The sequence below is a fragment of the Mycobacterium sp. ABE4_509 genome (assembly GCF_056160785.1).
Genome location: NZ_JBSWXU010000258.1, coordinates 1 through 3,367, shown reverse-complemented (window position 1 = coordinate 3,367; position 3,367 = coordinate 1). Strand labels below are relative to the sequence as shown.

The window sequence follows — 3,367 nt, the reverse complement described above, 5'->3', positions numbered from 1 at the left end:
GGCGCAACCAGTCCGGCGACGGCGCGCCGGAGGTGACCGCCCGGGTGCCGGTGGCCTGCGAGTTGCCCGACACGTCGGGCCAGCGCGGCCCGGTGGTCAGCGCGAACACCGGCACCGACGGGTCGGCCAGCAGCGCCGAGACCGGGCGGTGCAGCGTGGGCCGGCCGAGCATGATCACCTGCTTGGGCCGCAGCAGCGGCAACGCCAGCGGGTGCAGCGGGTTCTCGGCGTGCGGGGCGGTGGGCTCGGCGACCGTCGGCAGGTGCGCGAGGCCGGGCTGCACGCCGGCGCCGTGCCCGGCGATGACGACGGTGTCGGGTGTCAGGTCGACGTCGAGGGGCTGGTCGAACGTGACCGGCGGGGTGTAGGTCCACGGCCGGCCGTCCGGGCGGCCGTCCGGCGCGTACGGCCCGTCGTGGCTGGCGTCGGGCACCAGCGGTTCGCGCAGCGGGATGTCGAACTGCACCGGGCCGGCGTTGGCGCTACGGGATCCGGTGGCGGCCACCAACACCCGGCAGGTCGCCGACCGCCACTGGGCGTTGAGCGCGGCCATGCCCTCGGAATCCCTCGAGTCCTGCGCCAGCCCGAGGCTGATGTTGGCGCGCACCTGGGTGCCGAAGTAGCCCAGCTGCTCGAAGGTCTGGTTGGCGCCGGTGCCCAGCAGCTCGTAGGGCCGGTTGGCGCTGAGCACGATCAGCGGCACCCGGGCGTAGTTCGCCTCCACCACGGCGGGACCGAGGTTGGCCACCGCGGTGCCCGACGTCATCGCCACGCACACCGGTGCCCGCTGCGCCCCGCCGCCCTGGGCCAGCCCGATCGCCAGGAAGCCGGCGGTGCGTTCGTCGATGCGGACGTGCAGGCGCAGCCGCCCCGCCCGGTCGGCGTCGTGCAGCGCGAACGCCAGCGGGGCGTTGCGCGACCCCGGGCACAGCACGACGTCTCGGACGCCGCCGCGGATCAGTTCGTCGACGACCACCCGGGCCTGCGCCGTCGAGGGGTTCACCACTACAGACTATCGGCGAAGAAATTGAGGATCGCGGTGTTGACGGCGTCGGGCTTCTCGATGAAACCGAGGTGACCGGTGCCGGGGATCTCCAGGAAACGCGCGTTGGGCAGCGCGTTGGCGACCTCGCGGGACAGGTGCGACGGCAGCACGATGTCGTCGGCGAACCCTATGACCAGGGCCGGGGTGGTCACACTCCGGTAAGCCGGCAGCCGGCTGGTGTGCGGGGCGATCGACAGCTGGGCCTGCATGCCCGGGGTCGACTTCTGCGGCCACATGGTGAACATGTCGATCCAGTCCCGCACCGCTTTGTCGTCGTTGAGCGTCTTGGGTGAAAAGCTCTCCAGCAGGCGCATTTTGGCTTCGTATTCGACCGGTAGCTGCACGCCGGCGCGGGCCAGCGCCAACTCGCCGGCAAAGAAGGCCTCCCGGGCCCGGTCGTGGCGCCCGCGGGTGGCCATCAGCACCGCCGAGCGCACCAACTCGGGGCGGGCCACCATCAGTTCCTGGGCGATGTAGGAGCCCATCGACACCGCCACGATGCGCACCGGCCCCAGCCCGAGCGTCTCGATCAGCTCGACGGTGTCGGCGACCATCGTCTCGATGGTGAAGCCGCCGGCGTTCTCGGTGGCGCCGATGCCGCGGTTGTCGAAGGTCACACATCGATAGCCGGCGCGGGTCAGTGCGGGAACCTGGTGCAGGTGCCAGGTGCGGCCGGCGCCGCCCCGACCTGCGATGAACAGCACCGGGTCCCCTGAGCCGCGATCGTCGTAAGCCAAATTCACGCCGCCGACGCTACTGATCGTGAATCCGGCGCGTTCAGGCACCCGTGGCGTCGCGTTGCGCGCCCGATTCGCAGTCAGCGGCGACGGCGGCGACGGATCCGCTCCAACGCGGCGTCCCAGAGCAGGCCCGCCGACGCGCTCAACGCCGCCGGGGTGGCCATCTGCTTGCCCATCATCGCCGCGGCCGCCGCCTTGGTGCCCGCCGAGGCCTTCGACATGTGCCCGGAGTCGAACGGCGGCTGCGGGTCGTACTCCATCGACAGCTGGATCACCTTGGCCTTGTCCTCTCCGGCGATCCGCCCGGCCAGCCACAACCCCAGGTCGATGCCCGCCGAGACGCCGGCGGCGGTGACAGTCCTGTCGTCGGCGGCCACCACCCGTTCATCGCCGACCGGCTGCACCCCGAAGGTCCGCAGCACCGGCAGCGCGGCCCAGTGCGAGGTCGCCCGCTTGCCGTCGAGCACCCCCGCGGCGGCCAGGATCACCGAGCCCGAACACACCGACGTCGTCCACGCCGCACTCTGATGTGCCCGGCGCACCCAGTCGAGCACCGCCTCGTCGCGGGCGTGCTCCATCGTCGAGAAGCCGCCCGGAATCAAGATGATGTCCGGCGACGGTGTCTCGGCGAACGAGTGGGTGGCTCCGATCAGCAGCACGCCCGAATCCGCGGCGATCGGGCCCGGCTCGTGCCAGACGAAACGCACCTCGGCATCGGGCAGCCACCGCAGGCTCTCGTAGGGTCCGATGAGGTCCAGGGCGGTGAAACCGGGGTAGAGCATGATCGCGACCTGCAGCGACGGCACAGTGTTCTCCTTCTAGGCGAATGTCTTGCGGTAGGCGTCCGGTGAGATTCCGAGGCGACGGACGAAGTTGCGCCGCAACGTCTCCGACGAGCCGAAGCCGCAACGCGCGGCGATCGCGGCGACCGGGTCGTCGGTCTCCTCGAGCTGACGACGCGCCGCCTCGGTGCGCACCCGCTCGACGTAGGACCCCGGGGCCTCCCCGACCTCGGCGGTGAACACCCGGGTGAAGTGGCGCGGGCTCATCGCGGCGCGGCGGGCCAGCTCGGCGATGCTGTGCCCCTCCCCCGGCGCTGCCTCGATACGTTCCTGAACCTCGCGGATCGGCCGGCGACGGGCCCGCGGCATCCACACCGGGGCGGCGAACTGGGTCTGCCCGCCCGGCCGGCGCAGGTACATCACCAGGTAGCGGGCCACCGACTGGGCGGCGTCGGTGCCGAGGTCGTCCTCGACCAACGACAACGCCAGGTCGATGCCGGCGGTGACGCCCGCGGCCGTCCACACCCGCGGTGAGCTGCGCACGAAGATCGGGTCGGGATCGACGGTCACCGCGGGGAATTCGACGGCCATCTGGGCTGCGTAGGCCCAGTGCGTGGTGGCCACGCAGCCGTCCAGCAGCCCGGCCTCGGCGGCCAGCACCGAACCAGTGCACACGCTGACCACCCGCCGCGCGTTCGGCGACACTGCGGTGATCCAGTCGATCAGCGCCGGGTCGCGGCGCGCCGCCTCGGTGCCCGGGCCGCCCGGCAGCACGACGGTGTCGACCGGCTCCTGCGGGT

General features: G+C 72.1%; 4 protein-coding genes. All 4 read right to left on the bottom strand.

The window, feature by feature from the left end:
* Positions 1-1,003, bottom strand: a 1,003-nt coding sequence (gene menD / locus ACXAID_RS27575) for a 2-succinyl-5-enolpyruvyl-6-hydroxy-3-cyclohexene-1-carboxylic-acid synthase (RefSeq protein ID WP_475025350.1), incomplete at its 3' end; no start/stop codon positions are given.
* Positions 1,004-1,005: 2 nt separating this feature from the next.
* On the bottom strand, positions 1,006-1,788 hold the full coding sequence (locus ACXAID_RS27570) for an alpha/beta fold hydrolase (protein ID WP_475025349.1): 783 nt from the start codon (positions 1,786-1,788) through the stop codon (positions 1,006-1,008).
* Between the two features lie 74 nt (positions 1,789-1,862).
* Positions 1,863-2,582, bottom strand: coding sequence for a DJ-1/PfpI family protein (locus tag ACXAID_RS27565; RefSeq protein WP_475025351.1), 720 nt, complete (start codon positions 2,580-2,582; stop codon positions 1,863-1,865).
* Positions 2,583-2,603: 21 nt separating this feature from the next.
* Positions 2,604-3,367, bottom strand: a 764-nt coding sequence (locus ACXAID_RS27560; protein ID WP_475025348.1) for a GlxA family transcriptional regulator, incomplete at its 5' end; no start/stop codon positions are given.